This window comes from Pseudomonas sp. REP124 (assembly GCF_020164475.1).
GTDB lineage: Bacteria > Pseudomonadota > Gammaproteobacteria > Pseudomonadales > Pseudomonadaceae > Aquipseudomonas.
Window position 1 is genome coordinate 1 of record NZ_JAIQWX010000104.1, and the last position, 22,372, is coordinate 22,372.

The 22,372-nt window shown below is 60.3% G+C and carries 17 protein-coding genes and 1 tRNA gene; 5 read left to right on the forward strand and 13 right to left on the reverse strand.

Annotated elements, in window-relative coordinates; genetic code table 11:
• Window positions 1-20: 20 nt before the first annotated feature.
• From pqqB to K9857_RS21655, 6 genes are all read right to left on the reverse strand, one after another.
• Window positions 21-932: a pyrroloquinoline quinone biosynthesis protein PqqB gene (pqqB, locus tag K9857_RS21630; protein ID WP_224539133.1), complete on the reverse strand. Its 912-nt coding sequence runs from the start codon at window positions 930-932 to the stop codon at window positions 21-23.
• Window positions 933-1,014: 82 nt separating this feature from the next.
• Window positions 1,015-1,089 (reverse strand): pyrroloquinoline quinone precursor peptide PqqA, encoded by a 75-nt coding sequence (gene pqqA / locus K9857_RS21635; protein WP_003444522.1) that lies wholly within the window; start codon window positions 1,087-1,089, stop codon window positions 1,015-1,017.
• Between the two features lie 144 nt (window positions 1,090-1,233).
• Window positions 1,234-3,654 (reverse strand): pyrroloquinoline quinone biosynthesis protein PqqF, encoded by a 2,421-nt coding sequence (gene pqqF, locus K9857_RS21640; RefSeq protein ID WP_224539135.1) that lies wholly within the window; start codon window positions 3,652-3,654, stop codon window positions 1,234-1,236.
• A 38-nt stretch (window positions 3,655-3,692) separates the two neighbouring features.
• Complete coding sequence (locus K9857_RS21645; protein WP_224539137.1) at window positions 3,693-4,487, reverse strand: carbon-nitrogen hydrolase family protein; 795 nt, start codon at window positions 4,485-4,487, stop codon at window positions 3,693-3,695.
• A 12-nt stretch (window positions 4,488-4,499) separates the two neighbouring features.
• Window positions 4,500-6,182, reverse strand: coding sequence for a flavin monoamine oxidase family protein (locus K9857_RS21650; protein ID WP_224539140.1), 1,683 nt, complete (start codon window positions 6,180-6,182; stop codon window positions 4,500-4,502).
• 295 nt (window positions 6,183-6,477) lie between these two features.
• A complete protein-coding gene (locus K9857_RS21655) occupies window positions 6,478-6,939 on the reverse strand; it encodes an Lrp/AsnC family transcriptional regulator (RefSeq protein ID WP_007980298.1) in 462 nt (153 codons plus the stop codon).
• 175 nt (window positions 6,940-7,114) lie between these two features.
• Between K9857_RS21655 and K9857_RS21660 the strand changes: the two genes are divergently transcribed.
• Together K9857_RS21660 and K9857_RS21665 are read left to right on the forward strand one after the other, a co-directional pair.
• Window positions 7,115-9,469 (forward strand): glucose/quinate/shikimate family membrane-bound PQQ-dependent dehydrogenase, encoded by a 2,355-nt coding sequence (locus K9857_RS21660; protein WP_224539142.1) that lies wholly within the window; start codon window positions 7,115-7,117, stop codon window positions 9,467-9,469.
• A 187-nt stretch (window positions 9,470-9,656) separates the two neighbouring features.
• The gene (locus tag K9857_RS21665; RefSeq protein WP_224539144.1) at window positions 9,657-10,328 is read left to right on the forward strand and encodes a peptidase M41; all 672 of its coding nucleotides are present in this window, start codon (window positions 9,657-9,659) and stop codon (window positions 10,326-10,328) included.
• Window positions 10,329-10,335: 7 nt separating this feature from the next.
• Here the strand turns inward: K9857_RS21665 and K9857_RS21670 are convergent, their stop codons facing one another.
• The 6 genes from K9857_RS21670 to rpsU all read right to left on the reverse strand — a co-directional run bounded on the left by K9857_RS21670 (window position 10,336) and on the right by rpsU (window position 19,579).
• A complete protein-coding gene (locus tag K9857_RS21670; RefSeq protein WP_224539146.1) occupies window positions 10,336-10,644 on the reverse strand; it encodes a DUF3077 domain-containing protein in 309 nt (102 codons plus the stop codon).
• A 380-nt stretch (window positions 10,645-11,024) separates the two neighbouring features.
• A tRNA-Ile gene (locus K9857_RS21675) sits at window positions 11,025-11,101 on the reverse strand.
• A gap of 14 nt (window positions 11,102-11,115) precedes the next feature.
• On the reverse strand, window positions 11,116-14,862 hold the full coding sequence (locus tag K9857_RS21680) for a bifunctional diguanylate cyclase/phosphodiesterase (RefSeq protein WP_224539148.1): 3,747 nt from the start codon (window positions 14,860-14,862) through the stop codon (window positions 11,116-11,118).
• A 122-nt stretch (window positions 14,863-14,984) separates the two neighbouring features.
• Window positions 14,985-16,832, reverse strand: coding sequence for an RNA polymerase sigma factor RpoD (gene rpoD, locus K9857_RS21685; RefSeq protein ID WP_224539150.1), 1,848 nt, complete (start codon window positions 16,830-16,832; stop codon window positions 14,985-14,987).
• Between the two features lie 67 nt (window positions 16,833-16,899).
• Window positions 16,900-18,870 (reverse strand): DNA primase, encoded by a 1,971-nt coding sequence (gene dnaG, locus K9857_RS21690; RefSeq protein WP_224539159.1) that lies wholly within the window; start codon window positions 18,868-18,870, stop codon window positions 16,900-16,902.
• 493 nt (window positions 18,871-19,363) lie between these two features.
• Entirely contained in the window at window positions 19,364-19,579 is a 216-nt protein-coding gene (rpsU, locus tag K9857_RS21695; RefSeq protein WP_002551877.1) for a 30S ribosomal protein S21, read from the reverse strand.
• A 199-nt stretch (window positions 19,580-19,778) separates the two neighbouring features.
• On the opposite strand from rpsU, the gene tsaD reads away from it, so the two are divergent.
• Entirely contained in the window at window positions 19,779-20,804 is a 1,026-nt protein-coding gene (gene tsaD / locus K9857_RS21700; protein WP_224539152.1) for a tRNA (adenosine(37)-N6)-threonylcarbamoyltransferase complex transferase subunit TsaD, read from the forward strand.
• Between the two features lie 37 nt (window positions 20,805-20,841).
• Here the strand turns inward: tsaD and plsY are convergent, their stop codons facing one another.
• On the reverse strand, window positions 20,842-21,411 hold the full coding sequence (plsY, locus tag K9857_RS21705; RefSeq protein WP_224539155.1) for a glycerol-3-phosphate 1-O-acyltransferase PlsY: 570 nt from the start codon (window positions 21,409-21,411) through the stop codon (window positions 20,842-20,844).
• A 74-nt stretch (window positions 21,412-21,485) separates the two neighbouring features.
• Here plsY and folB point away from each other — a divergent pair, with 74 nt between their 5' ends.
• Together folB and folK are read left to right on the forward strand one after the other, a co-directional pair.
• Window positions 21,486-21,842: a dihydroneopterin aldolase gene (folB, locus tag K9857_RS21710; protein WP_110965181.1), complete on the forward strand. Its 357-nt coding sequence runs from the start codon at window positions 21,486-21,488 to the stop codon at window positions 21,840-21,842.
• Window positions 21,833-22,351 (forward strand): 2-amino-4-hydroxy-6-hydroxymethyldihydropteridine diphosphokinase, encoded by a 519-nt coding sequence (gene folK, locus K9857_RS21715; RefSeq protein WP_224539157.1) that lies wholly within the window; start codon window positions 21,833-21,835, stop codon window positions 22,349-22,351. The genes folB and folK overlap by 10 nt, the downstream gene beginning before the upstream one ends.
• The last annotated feature ends 21 nt before the right edge of the window (window positions 22,352-22,372 follow it).

The window sequence follows — 22,372 nt, forward strand, 5'->3', positions numbered from 1 at the left end:
CGCGCAGCGGTCTCGGTTTCTTACAAAACAATACTCATGCCGTCATAAGCCACTTCAACCTGCCGCCGCTCCAGCTCCGCCCGCTGCGGCGAGTCCTCATCGAGAATCGGATTGGTGTTGTTGATGTGGATAAGCACCTTGCGCTGGCGCGGCAGTTTTTCCAGCACTTCGAGCATGCCGCCGGGGCCGTTCTGGGCCAGGTGGCCCATCTCCCGCCCGGTGCGGGTGCCGACGCCGCGGCGCTGCATTTCATCGTCGTCCCACAGGGTGCCGTCCACCAGCAGGCAATCGCTGCCGGCCATCATCTCCAGCAACGGCGCATCGACCTTGCCCAGACCCGGCGCGTAGAACAGCTTGCCGCCGGTATTGAGGTCTTCGACGATCAGACCGATGTTGTCCCCCGGATGCGGGTCGAAGCGATGCGGCGAGTAAGGCGGCGCGGCGCTGCGCAAGGGCAGCGGGGTGAAGCGCAGGTTGGGGCAGGCTGCAATGCTGAAGCTCTGGTCCAGCTCGATGCGCTTCCAGGTCAGGCCGCCGTTCCAATGGTTGAGCATGTTGAACAGCGGAAAGCCCGTGCTCAGATCCTCGTGGACCATGTCGGTGCACCAGACCTGATGCGGGCAGCCTTCGCGCAGCATCAGCAGGCCGGTGGTGTGGTCGATCTGGCTGTCCATCAGGATGATCGCACCGATTCCGGTGTCACGCAGCGCGCGGCCCGGCTGCATCGGGGCGAAGTTCTGCAATTGCGCGCGGATGTCCGGGGAGGTGTTGCACAGCACCCAATTCACGCCGTCATCGGAAATCGCGATGGACGACTGGGTCCGTGCCTTGGCCTTCAGGCTGCCGTTGCGAAAGCCGGCGCAGTTCACGCAGTTACAGTTCCACTGGGGGAACCCGCCGCCGGCGGCGGAACCTAGAATCTGGACGAACATGGAGGCTCCATCATTTCAATGCTCAAAACAAAACGCCTCGGGATTACCGAGGCGCTGAACTGCACGTCTGCCAAAGCAGAGATTAGCGGCTGGCGAAGTACATGGTGACTTCAAAGCCGATACGCAGGTCGGTGTAAGCAGGTTTGGTCCAGGCCATGGGAGCACTCCTTGAGGTGATGAGACAGTTGAGACCTATACATATAGTCCACCTCCCGAAGGAGACGTTCAGATAGTTAGGCAGCTATGTTACTCAAAATTTCAGGCAGCGGGATGAAAATGTTCTAAATGGTTAACGATGCAGTCAGGGTGCCGCTTGCCAGGATGAAACCGGGCATACCCCATTGGACAGGCAGCGCCAACCACCCTCGGCTTGTGCCAGGCGCAGGGCTGCTGCGATGAGCGTCGGGCGATCCACGGTGGATAAAGCTCGGAGCAGCTGCAGCAGATAATCCGACGAACGGCCCGCCAGCTTGCCCTGCCACAGCAGCTCGGCAGCTTGGGCAAAGGGCAAGGTGCAGGTGTCGAACTGATCGGTCAAGGCCTGGCGTTGAGCGATGAATTGCGTGTCATCCATCTCAGCGACCAGATTTGGGAGACTGCTCAAAAATTGTTCGATGTGTTGCAGCAGATCCTGCGGCGCAACGGTTGGCGATTGCACGCCGAACAGTAGCCCGGTTTGCCCGTGCATCTGACGCAGTCCGCTGAACACGGCATAACCCAGCTGCAACTCCACGCGCAGGCGTTGGTAGAACGGCGTCTGACACAGGTGTGCCAGCAAGCGCCACGCGGCTTCGTCGGCAATGTCGCTAGTGACTGTAGGACAGAACAACAGCAACGCGTGTTCGCTGGAGCCGGTTTCCAGAGTGCTCCAGAGTCGTTGTCCTTGAATGGAAGGCGCTGGCGTCGTTTGGCTGTCCGCTGTGCCGGGGATGCGGCTCAATGCCAGGCCCAGTGCTGCCTGGGTCTGGGGCGACAGACCGATGCCCAGGCCGTCCCAGCGCGCGTTGGCCCAGAGTTGCGCAAGGTCCTCCGACTCGGCGGTCCGCGGCAAAAGCTCACTCGGAAGCGCCTTGAGCAATTGCCGAATCGGTATCAACGCCGGCGAATCCTGTGGAAATTGGGCTTCGGGGTTTGTCAGGTTTTTCAGCGCATGTTCCAGCACAACGGGCATGGATTCCTGGAGTCCGGTCATCTTCAGCAGCCATTCGTTGGCCGATGCACTGAACAACACTTCCACACCCGCCTGCCGGGCTTCTTCGCACAAAGGCTGCAGACTGTTTTCCAGTCGTGACTGGAGGCTGCTCGCAGGTGTCGAGTCCAGACGCAAGCGCACATACAGCGCGCCTTCGGGGCTGTTATCCGGCAAAGCCTGGCTGAATTGCATCGGCGAGCGTTCGCGGCGGGTGCGTGAGCGATCCTGGGCAAACGTACGCAGGCCGCGGTGGGCGCTGGTCTGGCCGCGAATCAAGCCGGCGTTGGCCGCTGGCGCTTCGGAGCGTAAAAACGGATTGGGTGTCGGCAACTGCCACTGGCCGCTGAAGTTATCCACAGCGCCGAGTTGTTGCAGGATGATCTTGAGGGCGGTCACACCCTGTTCCGATAGTCCGGTGTCGCGTTGTTCGCTGTCCAGGCGTGCGAGTTGCAACGCACCGCTGACTTGCTGCTGGCGCTGGAGCAGGGCGGTGTATTCGTCGCGCAATCCGCTCAGGTCTTGTTGGGCGAAGAAGCTCAGCCAATCCAGCAGGTGTTCACGAACCGCGGCTGGCTGACCATTGGCGTTCAGCTTGAGTTCGATATGCAGCAAGGCCTGCCCGCCGAACTGATACAACACTGTAGCTTTCAGGTTTTCGGCCAGATCTTTGCTGCGCAATTCGACCAACAGTCCACCGGGCTTTGCGTTGTTCAGCCAATGGCAGAGGAACGCCAATGCTTCGGGGTTAGCCTCGGGCAATGCCTCGAGCGCAAACATCAGGTCAAGGCGGCTTTCGTTCAGCTGTTGATAATTTTTCTGCGCAGTGTCCAACAACGGGACGGGCGCTTGCTGCGCGATGGAGTTACCTGTGGGAAGCGCATCAGCGAATGCCTGGGCCAATGCCTTCAATTCTTCCAGCGACTGTGGGCCAACCAGGCTCAGGGTCATTTGCCCCGCTTGATAAAAACGCTGATGGAAATCTTTCAGTGCCTGCTGAAACTCATCCTGTTGCACGGGCAGGCTGTCGCGGTTTCCCGCATGAAAGCCTCTCAACGGATGGGCGTGCGCAAGACCATCGAACAGCGCCTGCTGCTGTTGCGCGGCCGCATCCTGAGACCAGGCGAGAAACTCCGCGTGCAGCACTTCCCTTTCCCGCAACTGATCGTCCGGATTCATACGCGGACGGGCAAGCATGTCTGACAGACGCTCCAGAGCACCGTTGAACGCCTGGGTCGGCAATTCGAAAAAATAGTCGGTGGTGCGCTCACTGGTGCGCGCATTCAACTGGCCGCCATGACTTTGGACGTAGGCCATCAGCCCCTGGCTTGCAGGAAAACGCTCGGTCCCCAGAAACAGCAGATGCTCGAGAAAGTGCGCCAGACCCGGCCACGCCAGCGGCACATCATGGCTACCGGCGGCGACGCGCAAGGCCGCAGCGGCACGCTTCAAATCTGGCGCGTGACGCAGCGTCACCCGCAGACCGTTGGCCAGTGTTTCAGTGTGGGGACGAGAAGGATTTGGCGCAGGCATGGGCACTTCCAGAACAGTGAAGTGCCCATGCTAGCGGATTAGCGCTTGTTCAGCGCGGCGTAAAGCTCGGGGCGGCGATCGGCCAGATAGCGATTGGCGCTGCGGGATTTGTCCATCAACTGACGATCCAGCTCACCGACAATCAGGGCTTCATCGAGGCCGGCCTGGGCGATGCGACTGCCATCCGGCGCGGCGATGCTGCTCTGGCCGCAGTACTGGATATCGCCTTCCTGCCCGCAGTAGTTGGCATAGGCCACATAACACTGGTTTTCGAATGCACGGGAACGCACGGTGACGTCGGCGACGAAATCGAAGGGGATCATGTTCGCCGTCGGCACCAGAATCAGCTCGGCGCCTTCAATGGCCAGGCGCCGGGCGTTTTCCGGGAACTCCAGGTCGTAGCAGATCAGGAAACCGAGCTTCCAGCCGTTGAGTTCCACGACAGGGAACTCGTTGGTGCCGGGGCTGAACATGGCGCGGTCCAGATCGCCGAACAAGTGCGTCTTGCGGTAGTTGCAGACACGCTCGCCCTGGGCGTCGATCAACTGCACGGCGTTGTAGATCTGTCCATCCTCGGCGCGTTCGGCGTAGCCATATAAAATGGCGATGCCGGCGGTGCGGGCAATGCGCGCGATCTGCTGTGCAGATTCACCGTTGTAAACCTCCGCCAGCACGCTGACGGCATCCTGGCCGATGTTGTAACCGGTCAGGAACATTTCCGGCAGCACCAGCAGATCGGCGCCTTTGGCTTCCAGCGCCAGTTGATGCAGACGTTGCAGATTGCCGGCGACGTCCAAAGGCAGCGGTGGACATTGGTAAAGGGCTACGCGCATCGGGAACTCCTCTTACTCGGGTAGGGCGATAGGGCCGATATCTTTGAACACGTCACCCGGGCCCGGGTTCTCTCTATGTGTGGCACCGCCGAAGTGTTTCATGATGCCCCACACCGCGTTGAGCGACGTCTGCACCGCACCTTCGACCCAGGCCGGCGTCCAGGACACGTCGTCGCCGGCGATGAAGATCCCGCGCTGTTCGGCCGGCATGTCGTCCTGCATGAAGTGGGCGTACATGCGCTGGTTATAGCGGTAGTGGCCCGGCAGGGCGCCTTTGAAGGCACCGAGGAAGTGCGGGTCGGCTTCCCATGAAACAGTGATCGGGTCGCCGATGATCCGTGCTGCGATATCGACTTTCGGGTAGATCTTTTTCAACGCGTCCAATGCCAGCTTCACGCGCTTTTCCACAGGATGCGGCAACATCTTCAACGCGTCACTCATCCACGAGTATGAAAGGCAGATCACGCCCGGCTTGTCGTCACCGTTGTCGAACAGGTAGGTGCCGCGGGTCAGGCGATCGGTGAGGGTCATGCTCATCAGGTCGCGGCCGGTCTCCGGATCCTTGTCCTTCCAGAACGGACGGTCGACCATCACGAAGGTTTTCGACGACTGCATGTAGCGGGTGCGGTCCAGGGCCATCCACATCTTTTGCGAGAACAGGGTTTCTTCGCATTCGATCTGGGTGGTCAGCAGCCAGCTCTGGCAGGTGGTCAGCACGGCGGCGTATTCGCGGGTGTCGCCGTTATTGTCGGTAACCGCAAATCGGCCGCCCGGTGCGTGGGCGATTTTCTTCACGCCGGAGCGTGGTGCACCGCGGTGCAGCGACTTGAGGCTGGTGCCTTCCGGCCAGTGTACGCAACGCTCGGGAGCATGGCGCCAGATGCCTTGCGGCACTTGTTCGACGCCGCCGACGACCAGGTGCTGGTGATCGTCGCAGTTGGTCATGACCACGCGGAAGATTTCCAGCATCGAGTTGGGGAAGTCCGAGTCCCAGCCGCCGGTGCCGAAACCGACCTGACCGAACACTTCGCGGTGATGGAACGACAGTTTGGCGAAGGCTTTGGAGGTGGCGACGAAGTCGTAGAAAGTGCGGTCGTCCCACAGCGGCACCAGGGTGTTCCATAGCTCTTTCAGGCGAGGCACATCGCGGTCGCGAATCGCCTGCTGGATCTCGCCGAAGCGCGAGCCGTCTTCCAGCGCATCCGCCCAGGCGTCAGCCACTTCCTGGAACAATGCAGGAAGATCCGCCAGTTTCTGTGCGTAATGGGTCTTGCCTTCCAGGTCGATGACGGTGCTGCCCGAGGCCGGAGTCAGCGGGTTTGGGAAGGGCTTGGTTTCCAGGCCCAGCTTGTCGACGTAGTGATAGAACGCGGTGGACGACACCGGAAAGCGCATCCCGCCCAGCTCGGCGACGATGCCGTCGGTGCCATTGAAGGTCTGGGAGCGCAGGCGACCGCCCAGTTTCGAGGCTTCGTAAACGACGGGCTTGAGGCCGAGCTTCATCAGCTCATAAGCTGCCACGAGACCGGCGATACCGGCACCGACAATCGCCACTTCGGCACCGTGATTGTGCTCTGGGATACTGCCCAAGCCGGCCGGGTGTTCGATCCAGTCGTCGAAGGCGAACGGGAAGTCCGGACCGAAAATGGTGACTGGTTTCTTACCGTCTGCAGGGTGGCGATTGTTCTTGTTCATGGCTGACCTTACTGGCATCAGGACGCGGGGGGCGCGTCTGAGTATAGGAAAAGATGCGAGCCATTCTAGAGAGCGGGGAATACGTTAATAAGACGCAAAGTGTCGTCGTTTTGATGATTGGTTGTTCAATATGACGAGATATCAATGCATGTTGTCCAATCAGTGTGAACTTTTGTGGCGAGGGGGCTTGCCCCCGCTGGGCTGCGAAGCGGCCCCAAGCTTTTTGCCAGTGCTGCGCACTGGAACGGGGGCAAGCCCCCTCGCCACAAAAGCCCGCTCCCACACTGGACCGTGTTTAAACCGGCTGCCCGCGATCAATCTTGCTGCTGAGGATGATCGAAGTCGTGGTCTTCTCCACCCCATCCACACTGCCAATCTGATCCAGCAACTGATCCAGCTGCTCCGGCGAGTCCGTGCGCAGCCACGCCACATAATCAAATTCGCCACTCACCGCACACAATTGCTGCACCTGAGCCATGGCGCTCAGGCGTCGCAACACTTCCTTGCCCGAGCGCGGCTGCACGGTGATCCCCACGTACGCCTGCAACCCGCCATCCACTACCCGTTGACCCAGGCGAACGCCGTAGCCGGTGATCACTTTGGCCTTTTCCAGACGCGCCAGACGCGAAGTCACGGTCGTGCGCGCAATGCCCAGTTGCCGGGCGAGCATGGCCACGCTCTCGCGGGCATTGATCTGCAAGGCGGCGATCAGCTGGCGGTCGATTTCGTCGAGAACGGGCGGGCGAGTGTCAGGCAAAGGGGCGGCTCCAGCGGCACAGATAGGTGGGGAGCATGTTACAGGCACATCTCCCGATACGGATGTTTCATCTGAATTCATGACCGTTCATGCCATTTTTACCTGCGACAATTTGCCATAAGTAACTAGGTAGTACATTATTCCGCGCTTGTCACAAATGGGGATAAATTCCGACATGAACAATTCTGGGGCTGCCGCCGGCAGCAAATGGTTGCTGGCGGGGCTGGGTGTCCTGATCGCGTTGATCGGGCTGGGCCTTGCTGGCGGTGGTGGTTATCTGATCACCCTGGGCGGCAGCTGGTATTTCCTGTTGATGGGCCTGGCAATGCTCGCTTCCGGGCTGCTGATCGCTCGCCGCAAGCCTGCGGGCGCTTGGCTGTATGGCCTGGCGCTGATCCTGACCGCCATCTGGGCGGTGCTGGATGCCGGTTTCGAATATTGGCCGCTGGTATCGCGGGTACTGACCTTCGCTGTGATCGGTTTGGTCGTCGCCCTGATCTACCCGACCCTGGTCCGCGCTTCGGGCGCGACGGCGGGTCGTGGTGCTTACGGTCTGGCGGGCATTCTGGGCGTGGGTGTCGTAGCAACGATGGCCTACATGTTCGTCCCGACCCACGTGGTCATGGCCACCACCGAGCCTGCGGTGACGCCGGTGACTCCGGGTTCCGAACAGAAAGACTGGGCGCACTGGGGCAATACCACCGCCGGCAATCGCTTTGCCGCGCTGGACCAGATCAATAAGGGCAATATCGACCAATTGCAGGTCGCCTGGACTTTCCGTACCGGTGACATCCCACAAAGCACCGGCGCTGGCGCCGAAGACCAGAATACCCCGCTGCAGATCGGCGACACCGTCTACACCTGCACCGCCTACGGCAAAGTCTTCGCCCTCGACGCCGACACCGGCGCCCAGCGCTGGAAGTTCGACCCGCAAGGCACCGCGCCGAACTGGCAGCGCTGCCGTGGCCTGGGATACTCCGAAACGCCGGTGGCTTCGGACAATCAGCCAACCGTCTGTACGAAACGTCTGTTTCTGCCGACAGGCGATGCGCGTCTGATCGCCATCAACGCCGAAACCGGCAAGCCTTGTGAAGAATTCGGCAACAAAGGCACCGTCGATCTGACCACCGACATGGGCGAAGTGAAGCCTGGTTACTACCAGCAAACCTCGACGCCACTGGTCGCCGGCGACGTAGTGATCGTCGGCGGACGCGTGGCCGATAACTACTCCACCGGCGAGCCGCCGGGCGTGGTGCGCGCCTATGACGTGCGCAGCGGCGAGCTGGTCTGGGCGTGGGATCCGGGCAACCCGAACACCACCAAGCGCCCTCCAGCGGGCGAGACTTATACCCGCGGTACGCCGAACGTGTGGTCGGCCATGTCCTACGACGCCAAGCTCGGTCTGGTCTACCTGCCGACCGGCAACGCCACCCCGGACTTCTTCGGCGGTCAGCGCACCGAGTTCGACGACAAATGGAGCTCGTCCATCGTCGCCCTCGACGTGAAATCCGGTCAGGTGCGCTGGCACTTCCAGACCACTCACCACGACCTGTGGGACTTCGACCTGCCTGCGCAGCCGCTGCTGTACGACGTGCCGGACGACAAGGGCGGCATGCAGCCAGCCCTGGCGCAAGTGACCAAACAGGGCGAGATCTTCCTGCTCAACCGCGAGACCGGCGTGCCGATCGCCCGCGTCGAAGAGCGTCCGGTTCCCCAAGGCAGCGTGCCGGGCGAGCGCTACTCCCCGACCCAGCCGTTCTCGGTGGACATGCCGTCCATCGGCAACAAGACCCTGACCGAATCCGACATGTGGGGTGCCACGCCGTTCGACCAACTGATGTGCCGCATCCAGTTCAAGGGCATGCGCCACGAAGGCGTCTACACCCCGCCGGGCATGGACCGCGCCCTGCAATTCCCGGGCTCTCTGGGCGGCATGAACTGGGGCAGCGTTTCGGTTGATCCGAACAGCAACTACATGTTCGTCAACGACATGCGCCTGGGCCTGGCCAACTACATGATCCCGCGCGATAAGATCGGTGCTGGAGCCAGCGGTATCGAAATGGGCGTGGTGCCTCAGGAAGGTACACCGTTCGGCGCCATGCGCGAGCGCTTCCTCTCGGCGGTCGGCATTCCGTGCCAGAAACCACCGTTCGGCACCATGTCGGCCATCGACCTCAAGACCCACAAATTGATGTGGCAAGTCCCGGTCGGCACCGTGCAGGACACCGGTCCGCTGGGCATTCGCATGCACCTGCCGATCCCCATCGGCATGCCGACCCTCGGCGCCTCCCTGGCCACCCAATCGGGCCTGCTGTTCTTCGCCGGCACCCAGGACTTCTACCTGCGCGCCTTCGATACCGGCAACGGCAACGAGATCTGGAAATCCCGTTTGCCAGTGGGTAGCCAGTCCGGCCCGATGACCTATGTGTCGCCGAAGACCGGCAAGCAGTACATCCTGCTGACCGTGGGCGGTGCACGTCAGTCGACGGATCGTGGGGACTATGTGATCGCCTACGCCTTGCCTAAGTAAACTGTAGGAGCGAGCACGCTCGCGATGGACGCCAACGATAACGCGGGCAGCCTGACACCCAGCGGTGTTCCGGCCTGCATCGCGAGCAGGCTCGCTCCCACAGGATCTTGCGCACATTGCCACGCAGGATAGACAGCGACCTTCCCTCGTAGTCGAATGCAGGAACGAAGACTTCGAGGCAACGGACATGTCGAGCAAAATGCCCCCCGCCGTTCGCGATCACGCATTGCAGATCGCACGTCACGAAATGGGCCACTACCTCGTGGCCCGCGCGTTGGGTTTTGCCACGGGCGGCGTGACGCTGAACGTGACCATGGATCTTCGCCACAAAGGTGGCGCCTCCATCAACCTGGTGCAGCCCATCTCCTCGCTGCAAACCATGACGGCCTACCTCGAAGCCCGAATCATGGTGCTCTTGGCAGGCGCAATGGCGCAGGCTCTCTCCCCAAACCGCGCTCCCAAACAACGCATCGACAAATCAAAGGCCACCGCCATCCTCAATGGCGCATTCGGGGCTGAACGGGACGACGCAAAAATCCGCGAGTTGCGGCACTTGTTGCGCAACATCCTCCATCCCGAGACCGACCCTGAATCCACCGACCGCATCGCGGCCGAGCTGAAGGCGATCAATGATCGACTGTGGGAGCGGACCCTGGACATGGTCGAAACCTTCGCCGAGACCATCGCCGACTTAGGCGCAATGCTGGTGGATCGCATGGTGCTGGTGGAACAGTGGGGCAGGCCGGCGGATACATATGAGGTGGTGATGGCGGGGGAGATGCTGGAGCGGTTGCCGGGAGTGCAGGCGATTGCGCCGGTAGAGCGCCCCGAAATTTCGGGGCGCGTTGTCGAGGGATGAACCGTCGTTAGGCCTTGGTTTTCGCCGAGGCCTGAACGAGGTGCCGCTCCAAAACCTTCACAACATCATCAACCACAGCTTTGCCCATGGCAGTGAGGTAATGCGCCGCCCACGCGTGACGGTCGCAGCCTTTGGCGTAGGCCGCATCCACAGCGAAGGACTTGGCCAGGAACAGCAGGTTTGAGGCCTGGTTCAAGGCGTCGACGATGGGAACGTCGCGGCAGACGTGGAACAACGGTTGTTCCGAGATGTACATGAAGGGAGTGAAGCCGGGGGTTTTCAGTTCTGAAGGTGCGGACTGATCCGTCGTGCTCATATTCAAACTCCTAATTTTTGAGGAGCCGCCTCATTCGTTTCCAAGCAAATGGGTGGCAGCTGCGCGCAGGTTGGAAAACCGGGAAATTAGGAAACCGGCACGCCCGAAGACGTCCCGCGCACAGCCGCCAAAACTCAAGAGTGAGATGAGCAACCTGTTGCGTCCAATTTCATCGGGTTTCCAAGCCCGATCGCTGAATGATCAGCGACGGCTGGAGAGTAGCCGTTCAAAGAAAAGCGCAACAAGGCATCAAAGCGCCCAAAAGCAAGATTCGGAGTTTGCCTACAAGGTCCTACGGCGTCATCTGATTTTCTGACACCTGAAATAAACAGACTAAACGCCAGACACGAAAAAGCCGCGCATTGCGCGGCTTTCTTGTTTGGTGGGCCCACACGGACTTGAACCGTGGACCAAAGGATTATGAGTCCTCTGCTCTAACCAACTGAGCTATAGGCCCCAGTAGGTCGCGGATTATAACGACCGTTTGGCGGCTGTGCCATCCGAATAATCCATTACGGTTGTACGAAGAAACGTCGCGGCGAATTCGTCGGGGGGCAGGGGCAGGCTGACGATGTAGCCCTGGATCTGTTCGCAGCCCTCGTAGGCCAGGAATTGTTGCTGCGCCTGGGTTTCGACGCCTTCGGCGATCACGGTGAATTGCATGCTGCGACCGAGGGCGATGATGGCGCGCACGATGGCGACGTCGTGGGGGTCGTCCGGCAGGCCACGGACAAATGACTGATCGATCTTCAGGATGTCCAGCGGCAGGCGTTTGAGGTAGCTCAGGGACGAGTAGCCGGTGCCAAAGTCGTCGATCGCCAGTTGTACGCCAAGTTGCTTGAGTTGATGCAGCACCGCCAGCGCCTCTTCGGCCTGGCTCATGATGAAGTTTTCGGTGATTTCCAATTGCAGCAGGCCGGGTTTGAGGCGGAAGTCCTTGAGCAGTTGTTCGATGCGCCCCAGCAGGTTCGGTTGACGCAGTTGCGCGCCCGCGAGGTTGACCGACAGCGGGCCCAGGCCTGTGTATTTCTTGTTCCACTCGTGCAGTTGCCGGCAGGCGGTTTCAAGTACCCAGTCGCCGATCTGCAGGATCATGCCATTTTCTTCGGCCAAGGAAATGAAGTGTTCCGGCGGTACATCGCCAAAGGTTGGATGACGCCAGCGGATCAGTGCTTCGGCGCCGACCAGACGGTAGTCGTCGAGGCTGATCTTCGGTTGGTAGTACAGGTGCAGTTCATTGCGCTCGATGGCGCGGCGCAATTCGTGTTCCAGCGCCACGCGTTCGCTGGCCTGAGCGGTGAGATCGCAGGTATAGCTTTCGACCCGGTTGCGGCCTTTGGCCTTGGAGCGGTACATCGCCGCGTCGGCGTTCTTGATCAGCGTGGCCACATCGCTGCCGTCCTGTGGATACAGGCTGGTGCCGATGCTGGAGCTGATGAAGAACTCGTGTTCACCAGCCTGGAATGGTGCGGTGAAGCAGTTGAGCAGCTTGTTGGCGATGTTGTCGGCATCGCTGGGCTGTTGCAGGCCGGGCAGCAGAATGATGAATTCGTCGCCGCCCAGGCGCGCCACGGTGTCGATGTCGCGAAGTTGTTCCTTGAGGCGCACGGCGATGCCCTTGAGCAGCAGGTCGCCAACCGGATGGCCGAGGCTGTCGTTGATGTGTTTGAAACGGTCGAGGTCGAGGAACAGCACCGCGCCCTGGCCGCCGATTTCTCTTTGGGTATTGAGCGCGGTCAGCAAACGGCTTTCGAACAGCGTGCGGTTGGGCAGGCCGGTGAGCGGGTCGTGGTGAGCCTGGTAGTCGAGTTTGGCCTGGGCGTGCTTGAGGCTGGAAATGTCGGCAAACACAGCCACGAAATGAGTGATGAACTTGTCCCGGTTGCGCACGGCGCTGATGGTCAGCCAGCTCGGGTAAAGCTCGCCGTTCTTGCGCCGGTTGGAGATCTCCCCCTGCCAGTGCCCCTCGGCGGTCAGTTGGTGCCACATGGCGGCGTAGAACGCGCTGTCATGCAGACCTGAAGCCAGCAGCCGTGGCGTATGGCCCAGCGCTTCGCTCTCGCTGTAGCCGGTGATCTCGGTGAAGGCGCGGTTGACCGCGCTGATGTGCTGCTGGGTATCGGTGATCAGCACGCCTTCGGCAGTGCTCTCGAATACTGTGGCGGCCTGTTGCAGTTTTTCCTGCATCAGATGGCGCTCGGTGATGTCCCGGGCGATGGTCAGCATGCAGTCTTCATCGCCAATCGGCAGCGGACGGCTGGAGACTTCGCAAAGGCGGATCTGCCCGTCGCTGCGACGGATGTGGCAACTGAAGTCGCGGACGAAGCCATCGCGGTGCAGCAGATCGAGCATCTGCTTGCGTTCATTGAGGTTGACCCAGATCCCCAGGTCCAGTGCCGAGCGATCCACTGACATCGCGCTGTTGAACCCGGTGATACGGCTGAAGCCTTCATTCACCTCCAGTAACAAGCCATCGCTCTGCCGCGACAGCAGCAAGCCATCCGGTGAAGCATGGAAGGCCTTGGCGAATTTTTCTTCGGAGGTTTGCAGTTGTTGCTGGGTTTCCTTGAGCTGGGTGATGTCGCGCACCACGACCACCAGCGCCGGCGTGGTATCGAGATCGAAGGGTTCGGCGGAGATCAGGCCGGTAAACACCTGCCCATTGTTGCGGCGGAAAGGCATCTCCAGATTGCGGATGCTGCCGGCTTGCAGGCGCTGCAACAGGCCCGGCCCTACGCCGGGAATGCCCCAGATGTTGAGGTCGGTGGCGGTCAGGCCGATGACATCTTCGGCCTTGAGCCCGATCTGTTCTTCGAACGCTTCGTTGACTTCCAGCAGACAACCGTCGGATAGCCGGGCGATGACCAGAATGTCCGGGCATTGCTGGAACACCGAGGCAAACTTCTGTTCCGACAGGCGCAGTGCCTCTTCGGTGCGCTTGGCCTCGGTGATGTCGATCATCAGCCCACGCATCACCGGTTCATGTCCGTGTTCGATCAGGCTGACGATATCGCGCACCCACAGGCAGCGACCGTCGGCGGTGATGACCCGGTAATCGAGGCTGTGGTCGCGGCCGGCCAGTACTTCGTGGTCGCAAAAACTCTGCGCGCGGGTGAGATCGGCGGGGTGAATGATGTTGCGCCAGAAGCCCGGAATCAGCCAATGAGAGAGGGGATAACCGAGCAGATCCTCGGCGTGAGGCGACACATAGCTGTAGGTGAAGTCACTCATCCGCGCTTCCCAGGCGATGGCCGACAGGCTCTCCACCAGTCCGCGGTAGTGATACTCGCTGCTGCGCAGTTCCTGCTCCAGGTCCACCCGGCGGGCGATTTCCGAACTCAATCGGCGATTGACCCGGATAACGGCGGCCAGCACGACGATCAGCACCAGAAGACCCGGAAGCCCATAAATCACCAGATCGGACCAGAAAGTCCGGTGATCGAGGACGTTACCAACCCAATGCTCCTGAATGGAGCTGATTTCTGCTGGGGTCATGTCCGCGAGGACTTTGTCCAGAATGCCGACCAGAATCTTGTTGTCCCGTGGTACGCCCATGGCCAGCTGATAGCGATAAGGCGTTTCGCCGCTGACGTACAGGCCATCGAGCTTGAGCTGACGCAGGCTCCATACGCTGGACGCCAGATCGCCCACAACCGCATCCACTTCGTCGGTGGCCAGGGCCTGCAATGCCGAGGCGACATTGGGCATGGCCACCAGGTTCAGGTCGGGATTGTGGGTGCGCAGCAGTTCGTGGGGCGCGTAGTTTTCCACCACGGCTATTTTCAGGCCGTACAGCTCTTCGATTTTGCGCGGTTGAGGGCCGCCGACGTGGGCCAGGATAACGATCGGGAAATCCAGGTAGGGCCGGGTGAACGAAAGGAACGACTGGCGTTCCGGAGTCGACATGATGCCCGGCAAGAGGTCCAGCTTGCCGTTTTTGGCCTGATCCAGCACGACGGTCCAGCTCACCGGTTCTATGGGCGTGAGTTTGACCGCCAATCGCTGGCGGATCAGGTCGATATAGTCTGCTGCAAGACCCTGGTAACGCCCCTGATCGTCGCGAAACTCAAAAGGAGGCCAGGACGCATCGACACCCAGGCGCAAGTCCGGGTGGGCCGCCAGCCAGCTACGTTCTTCGTCGGTTAGAGTCAGCGCGCCAGCCGTTGCGGTCCAGGTCATCAGCGACAGTAAAAAAAGCATTGTCGACAGTCTGGGCATAACGGTCTCGTTACGGCACGGGGAATGCTTCGAGTGTAGACGGGCAAATCGGGGGGAGTGTAGGGCGGGAGGATTTAATCTTCACAAAACAAAACCCCCGGCGCGGGCCGGGGGGTTTGTTATCACTCGTCGAGGAAGGAGCGCAGATGCTCGCTTCGCGTCGGGTGGCGCAGCTTGCGCAGTGCCTTGGCTTCGATCTGACGAATCCGCTCACGGGTCACGTCGAACTGCTTACCCACCTCTTCAAGCGTGTGGTCAGTGTTCATGTCGATGCCGAAGCGCATGCGCAGTACTTTGGCTTCACGGGCAGTGAGGCCGGAGAGTACTTCGCGAGTCGCTTCCTTGAGGCTCTCAACGGTCGCGACATCGATTGGCGACTGCATGGTCGAGTCTTCGATGAAGTCGCCCAGATGGGAGTCTTCGTCATCACCGATCGGGGTTTCCATGGAGATCGGCTCTTTGGCGATCTTCAATACCTTGCGGATCTTGTCCTCAGGCATTTCCATGCGTTCGCCCAGCTCTTCCGGCGTCGGTTCGCGACCCATTTCCTGCAGCATCTGGCGGGAAATACGGTTGAGCTTGTTGATCGTCTCGATCATGTGCACCGGAATACGGATGGTGCGAGCCTGGTCGGCGATCGAGCGAGTGATCGCCTGACGGATCCACCAAGTGGCATAAGTCGAGAACTTGTAGCCGCGACGGTATTCGAACTTGTCTACCGCTTTCATCAGACCGATGTTGCCTTCCTGGATCAGGTCGAGGAATTGCAGGCCACGGTTGGTGTACTTCTTGGCGATCGAGATCACCAGACGCAAGTTCGCTTCCACCATCTCTTTCTTCGCGCGGCGGGCCTTGGCCTCACCGATCGACATGCGACGGTTGATGTCCTTGATCTCGGCGATGGTCAAGCCGGTTTCGGCTTCCAGCGCGGTCAGCTTCTGCTGGCAACGAACGATGTCCGGTTGCAGGCGTGCGATGGCTTCAGCGTACTTGGTCTTGCCTTTGGCCAGTGCGTCGGTCCAGCTTTCGTCGATTTCGTTGCCCGGGAACTGGCGCAGGAAATCGGCACGCGGCATACGCGCATCACGCACGCAGAGCTGCATGATTGCACGCTCTTGCTGGCGCAGACGATCCAGGGCACTGCGTACACGCTCGACCAGGCCTTCGTACTGCTTGGGCACCAGTTTGATCGGCATGAACAGCTCGGCCAGAGCCAGCAATTCGGCGATTGTAGCCTTGTTGCTGCGACCGTGCTTTTTCAGGGCCTTGCGGGTGATTTCCATCTGATCGGCAACAGCACCAAAGCGCTGCGCGGCGATGACCGGATCCGGACCGCTTTCTGCTTCTTCCTCGTCATCCGAGCCTTCGCTTTCCTCGTCATCGTCGGAGTCGTCCGCTTTCGCGGCTTTCTCATCGATCGGAGGAGGCACTTCGGCAGGAGGTGGCGCAATGCCGTCGTCCGGGTCGATGTAACCGCTCAGAACGTCGGACAGGCGGCCACCTTCGGTGGTGACGCGGGTGTATTCGGAGAGAATGTGGTCAACCGTGCCAGGGAAGTGCGCGATCGCGCTCATCACTTCACGGATGCCTTCTTCGATACGTTTGGCGATTTCGATTTCGCCTTCACGAGTCAGAAGCTCGACCGTACCCATTTCGCGCATGTACATGCGCACAGGGTCTGTGGTGCGACCGATATCGGTCTCCACTGCCGCCAACGCAGCAGCTGCTTCTTCCGCAGCGGCCTCGTCGGTATCGGCGTCGGCCAGCATAAGGGCGTCCGCATCCGGAGCAACCTCGTGTACGGGGATCCCCATGTCGTTAATCATGCGGATGATGTCTTCCACCTGCTCCGGATCTGAAATATCCTCGGGCAGGTGGTCATTGACCTCGGCGTAAGTCAGGTAACCCTGCTCACGACCCAGTTTGATCAAATCGATAATACGAGACTGCTGTTGCGCTTTTCCGGACATAACACCCTATCCACTGAAGGTCTTGGCGGGCAAAAAACAAGCCGAGGATTATACCTGAGCTATGACCTCACGCGCCAGTTGAGGTCGGGTTTGATGCATAAACGTTCTGTTTTAGAAGGTCGCGCATCTGTTTTGCTATCTGGGTTTGCTCTTCAGCCGATAAGCCCGGCTGCCTGGCTTTCTTGATGAGTTCGTCGAGGGTCTGCGTGTGCTGGCCCGCGGATAACCTTGTAATGGTGTCTAAAAACTGTTGTTCAAGGTTGTCGCCGTCAATTAACCACTCCTTTTCCGCGAGTGCTTTCAACAGTCGTCCTTGCTCTGTTCCGTGCCAGCGAGCCATCAACTGAATTGAGTTTAGCTTAGGATTTTTCTGCACCGCCTCGATCAGGGCGATCAGTACCTGAGCATAGGTGTTGCTCTCGTTGGCAAAGTGATCGGCGCTCTCGACCTTCCCGGCCAATTGCGGGTGGTGGATCAGCGTACGCAGGGCGATCAGCGTCGGGGCCTCTACTGCCACGGGCGTGCGCGGGGCATAGGATTCATCCCGATCACCGCGCTTGCCGTTCTTGCTCCAGGGTTTCTTTTCCCACTTCTTGCCGCCGCCACCCTGTTTCTTCGGTGTCCATTCCTGCTGGGGCGCGTAGGCCTCCTGAGGCTGGTGGAAGTCGGAGTAATCCGGCATGGCGTCGTAATCCATGCCTGGATCGTAGGCTGGCGGCGCTTCCTGAGGTGCGCTGTGCACCAGCTGGCTGACGGCCTCGCCACTCAATCCGGTGATTTCCAGCAGGCGCTGACGCATCAGGGTGCGCAGGTTCGCGCCCGGCACCTTGTCGATCAATGGTGCGGCGAGGGTGGCCATATGGGCCTTGCCTTCGAGGGAGCGTGGATCGGCTTCTTCAGTCAATTGCTGGAAGAAGTAATCGGCCAGCGGCTGCGCATGCTGATTGATCCGCGCGCGGAAGGCGTCGGTGCCTTCCGCGCGGATCAGGGTATCCGGATCTTCACCTTCGGGCAGGAACAGGAAGCGCGCGCGACGACCGTCCTGCAGGCTCGAGAGCGTTGCTTCCAGCGCTCGCCAGGCGGCATTACGGCCAGCCTGGTCGCCGTCGAAGCAAAACAGCACGTTGGGCACGACGCGGAACAAACGCTTCAAGTGCTCTTCGCTGGTGGCGGTGCCCAGGGTTGCGACGGCGTTGCGCAGGCCTTGCTGAGCCAGGGCGATGACGTCCATGTAGCCTTCGACGACGATGATTTCGTCGAGGTTGCGGTTGTTCTTGCGCGCCTCGAACAGGCCGTAGAGTTCCTGGCCTTTATGGAAAACCGGGGTTTCCGGGGAGTTGAGGTACTTGGGCTTGTCGTCACCCAGCACCCGGCCGCCGAAAGCGATGATGCGGCCACGGCTGTCGCGGATCGGAAACATCACGCGATCGCGGAAGCGGTCATAGCGTTTGCCGGTCTCGGCGTTCTCGATCAGCAGTCCGGCGTCGATCATGGCTTTTTGCTGGAGGGTGTCGCTGCTCAAGTGTTTGAACAGGTTGTCCCAGCCCGGCGGGGCGAAGCCGAGACCGAAGTCCCGGGCGATTTCGCCGGTCAGGCCGCGACCTTTCAAATAATCGACGGCAGCCTTGCGCGCAGGGTGGCTTTTCAGGGCCTGGCGGTAGAAGTCGGCGGCGGCCGTGAGCAGCGGGTACAGTGGCGAATCGGTCGGCTGCCGCGGTTTTTGTCGGCGGCCGCTTTCTTCGCGGGGGATTTCCATGCCGGCGGCTTTGGCCAGTTCCTCGACAGCCTGGGGAAAGTCCAGGTTGTCGTGGTCCATGATGAAGCCGAGGGCATTGCCGCCAGCGCCGCAGCCGAAGCAGTAGTAGAACTGCTTGTCGGGGCTGACACTGAAGGACGGCGTTTTTTCTTTGTGAAACGGGCAGCAGGCGGTGTGGTTCTTGCCGGCTTTCTTCAGTTGCAGGCGCGAGCTAACCACATCGACAATGTCGGTGCGGTTCAGAAGGTCGTCAATGAAGCTCTGGGGAATAAGCCCGGCCATGGCGTTCTCGTCGTCTGCGCTCAAGGGTGCCCTTAACGATGGGCGGTCGAACGCGGGTCGTTGTTTGAGGCGCGCAAGGTATGCGGCTCGACCAGTGTCGTCTGCGTAATCGCTGTCGGGAAGTGTATCTGCCGAAAATCCACTGACATTAGTTAACTATCAGTGTTGGGGCGGTATTCGACTATTTGAAAGTGTTGCGCTGAATCCGGCTGCGACCGGTCATCGGTCTCGGATAGCTCATCTTTTGGCACGCAAGCGGTGCCTTGGGCTGATCGTCGTGAGAGGAATCAGTGGGTGTGCTCGTCAGTAGCCTTGAAAGGCCCGTCAGAAAAGACGTGCACCGCTGGCAAAAGAGCCAGGTCTGACGCGGTGAAGCAGATTCGTCTCGGTCGCGTCTGCGGCTTCGACGGTGAAGCATCAAGCGTTTTACGCAAATGCCATAAACCCGGCGCAGGGCCGGGCTTGGCAGAAGCTTGCTACGAACGTCTGTGTATTAGTACAGACGAACGGCGCGGCGCTGTTCGCGCTGAACTTTCTTGGCGTGACGCTTAACAGCAGCAGCTGCCTTGCGCTTACGCTCAGAAGTTGGCTTCTCGTAAAATTCGCGGCTACGAACTTCAGCCAGTACACCGGCTTTTTCGCAGGAGCGCTTGAAACGACGCAGAGCTACGTCGAAGGGTTCGTTCTCTTTTACTTTGACGGCTGGCATCCAGAGCTACCTTCATTCATTACCGGGGTCAACATCCTCGCGGCAAAAGAGCACTTGAAGACGTCGGTTTTTAAGGGTTGCGGATGTTAACCCCTCATGGCTCGGAATGCAAAGCCTCTGATCGAAAACCGCTGGTCGGGGCATCACGCGGCGACTATTATGCGCGCCTTCGAATTCAGCCTAAACAAGGCGCAAACCCATGCTAGTACTGGGATTAGAAACCTCTTGCGACGAAACCGGCGTCGCACTTTATGACAGCGAACGCGGTCTGCTGGCCGATGCGCTGTTCAGTCAGATCGACCTGCACCGCGCCTACGGCGGCGTCGTGCCGGAGCTGGCCTCGCGCGATCACGTCAAGCGCATGCTGCCCTTGATCCGTCAGGTGTTGGCCGAAGCCGGCTGCGTGCCGACCGAGATCGATGCCATTGCCTACACTGCGGGTCCCGGCCTGGTGGGCGCCTTGCTGGTTGGGGCTTCCTGTGCTCAGGCGCTGGCCTTTGCCTGGGGTATTCCGGCGCTGGGCGTGCACCACATGGAAGGCCATCTTCTGGCACCGATGCTGGAGTCGCAACCGCCGCAGTTCCCGTTCGTCGCTTTGTTGGTATCTGGCGGTCATACGCAGCTGGTTCAGGTCGACGGCATCGGTCAGTACACCCTATTGGGCGAGACGCTGGACGACGCCGCGGGTGAGGCTTTCGACAAGACCGCAAAAATGATGGGCCTCAACTATCCGGGTGGCCCGGAAATCGCGCGTCTGGCCGAGCAAGGCGTCGCAGGGCGCTTCACCTTCCCGCGTCCGATGTGCGATCGCCCTGGTCTGGATTTCAGCTTCAGTGGTCTGAAAACCTTCGCCTTGAACACCTGGCAGCAGTGCGTGAGCGCCGGGGACGACAGCGAGCAAGCCCGTTGCGACATCGCGCTGGCGTTCCAGCAGGCCGTGGTGGAGACTTTGACCATCAAGTGCAAGCGTGCCCTCAAGGCCGCTGGCATGAAGAGCCTGGTGATCGCCGGCGGCGTGAGTGCCAACAAGGCGTTGCGTACTTCCCTGGAAAAGATGCTCGGCGATATGAAAGGCAATGTTTTCTACGCTCGCCCGCAGTTCTGCACCGATAACGGCGCGATGATCGCGTTCGCCGGCTGTCAGCGCTTGCAGGCCGGTCAGCAGGAAAGCCTGGCGATCAGCGTCCAGGCCCGTTGGCCGATGGAGCAGTTGTCGGCGTTGTGATCGGTGGCGCACAACGGTGCTATCGAAAGAGCGGCATTTAAAAATGCCGTTCGCGCCCCGCGAACAGGTCGCGTAAATTGCCTCGATGGCGCCAGACGATCAATCCCGTAAGGGTCGTCATGGGCAGCAATGCCGCCGGTTCTTGCCAGGCCAGCAATGGCAGGGTCAACGGCGTGGCGATCAGGGCGGCCAGCGAGCTGGTGCGGGTCAGGTAGAACGTCAGTATCCAGGTGCAGACGGCCAGCAATGCGGCGGGTGGATACAGACCCAGCAACATCCCGGCAGCGGTGGCGACACCTTTGCCGCCGCGAAACCGGAAATACAGCGGGAACAGGTGACCGATGACGGCGCAAACGCCGATCCAGGCCTGATCCTGCAGCGAAAGGCCTGCAATACCGGCGATCAGCACGGGTAGCAGGCCTTTGCACAGATCGCCCAGCAACGTCAGGATGGCGAGTTTCTTGCCGGCCAGACGCAACATGTTGGTGGCTCCGGCATTGCCCGAACCACTCATTCGCGGATCGGGATTACCGGTCAGGCGGCTGAGCAAAATGGCGAAGGACAGAGAGCCGAGCAGGTAGGCGAGGATCGCCAGTAACCAAAACATGCTAACTATTCCGGGCGAGGACGCCCTGATTCTAACGGCGCAATGCGCCCTTGTCGTGTAGCGGAGAAAAGTGCTTGGACAGAGTGTTTATCGAGGGCCTGGAAGTCGACACCGTGATCGGTGCCTACGACTGGGAGCGAGGCATCCGACAGTGCTTGCGTCTTGATCTGAGTTTCGCCTGGGATAATCGCCCGGCGGCGGCCGGTGATGACCTGACCCTGGCGCTCGATTACGCGAGCGTCTCGTCACGCATCCAGGCCTTTGCCGAGCAGGCGCAGTTCCAGTTGGTAGAAACGTTCGCCGAGCGCCTGACCGAAGTGCTGATGAGCGAGTTCAAGATCACCTGGATGCGCCTGAAGCTGACCAAGCCTGGCGCTGTTCCTGCCGCTACCGGTGGCGTGGGCGTGGAGATCGAGCGCGGATGTCGCTGACTCAGGTGTATCTCGGGCTCGGTAGCAATATCGAGCGCGAAACCCATTTACAAGCCGGTCTGGACGCCTTGGCGGGATTTCTGGTGGATATCCGCTGTTCGCCGGTTTTCGAAAGCCAGCCGGTGGGAATCAAGAGCGGGCCGTTCTTCAATTTCGTGGTGTCGGCTTACACCGATCTGCCGCTGATGGAGCTGGATCGCCGGCTGAAATTCATCGAAGCCGACAACGGCCGCTATGCGCCGGACCGCAAGGGTCTGCCGCTGGACATCGATGTGTTGCTGTTTGGCGATCTGGTGGGCAACTTCGATGGTCTGGTTCTGCCGCGGGCCGAGATTCTGAAAAATGCCTTTGTGTTGTGGCCGCTGTCGCTGATTGCACCGGATCGGGTGCATCCTGGCGTAGGAAAAAGCTTTGCGACCCTTTGGAGTGAAGCGCAGATCGATCAGGTGTTGGCGCCGGTGGCGTTCGAGTGGCGTAGTGAGCAGCTGACACCGTCTGATTTGTTGTGATTTTTATGAAGCCTTCGCGGG